General features: G+C 31.6%; 1 protein-coding gene. It reads left to right on the forward strand.

The features are described from left to right. Nucleotides 1–336 precede the first annotated feature (336 nt). Complete coding sequence (locus ACFINC_RS09830; RefSeq protein ID WP_375617094.1) at nt 337–807, forward strand: SMI1/KNR4 family protein; 471 nt, start codon at nt 337–339, stop codon at nt 805–807. The last annotated feature ends 214 nt before the right edge of the window (nt 808–1021 follow it).

Consider the following 1021-nt stretch of genomic DNA (forward strand, 5'->3'; position numbering starts at 1 on the left):
CAAAAGTTTTGTTGCTCATATGAAGCCAAAGACAAATTTTATCAGAAAAGTTATTTGTTGGATTTCAAAAAAAATTTCTAAGTAGGAAAAAAGAAAAGGTCATTATTGCAAATATTGGAGTCATGTCCCTAAAAGGTGCTCTCTAAGCTTTAGTAATCATCCCTTTTAATGACATCATATATTGTACATGCGAGATGATTTTACCGACACAGATGAGAAAAGAGCTTCATCAAGAAAATATCCCTTATGCTTTTATCAATTTAATCCCAATTCCATTAACTATAAGAGAGAAATATTGATCAGTAAAAACACGCTGTGACTTATGGAGAAAAATTTATGAAAAGTTATACTTTATCAGATGTTGCACAATATATTGATATGCATAGTCATGTTATTAATTTTGGGACTAAAGATAATGCACCTGATGATGTACGGATTAAAACAGCAGAGAATACTCTCGATTTACAATTTACCTCTTCCTACAAGAGTTTTTTAAAAAATTATGGAGGAGGAGAAATAGGAGGTGAAGAAATATTCAGTATTTATGAAATCTGTGCTGGTATTCCTGCTGGTGATATTGTTTACCGAAATTTGCTCGATAGAAGAGATGGCTTTATGAACTCCAAACAGCTTGTTGTCTGCACAACTGATTTTGGTGAAAGCTTTTACTTTGATTATACTCAGTTTCGGGATGGAGAGTGCCCGCTCTATCTTAAGTTTCCACTTGACGATCCCCAGTATTACGCAAGTAATTTTTATGAATTTCTCTGCAAAAAAATTAAAGAGTACGCAGGGGAAGATTCATGAAAACTTACACTTTAGATGATGTTGTACAATTAGTTGATAAATATGAAGGTGATATTGTTAATTTTTGTTTTGGAGAAGAAGAAAGAATAGGTTACCTAATTTGAAAGCAGTTTTGTAATATATTTAAGCTTAATATTTTTACGCATTCTCTATAGCTGTTATCTTCTTTATAGCCATGGCATCATTTTTCATTTTCATAAGAGAAACGATAAAT

The organism is Bartonella sp. AP58NXGY (assembly GCF_042195785.1).
Lineage (GTDB): Bacteria > Pseudomonadota > Alphaproteobacteria > Rhizobiales > Rhizobiaceae > Bartonella.

What these genes read in the sequence shown, in the direction of transcription:
- ACFINC_RS09830 (WP_375617094.1), top strand. Translation starts at nt 337, where the DNA reads ATGAAAAGTTATACTTTATCAGATGTTGCACAATATATTGATATGCAT.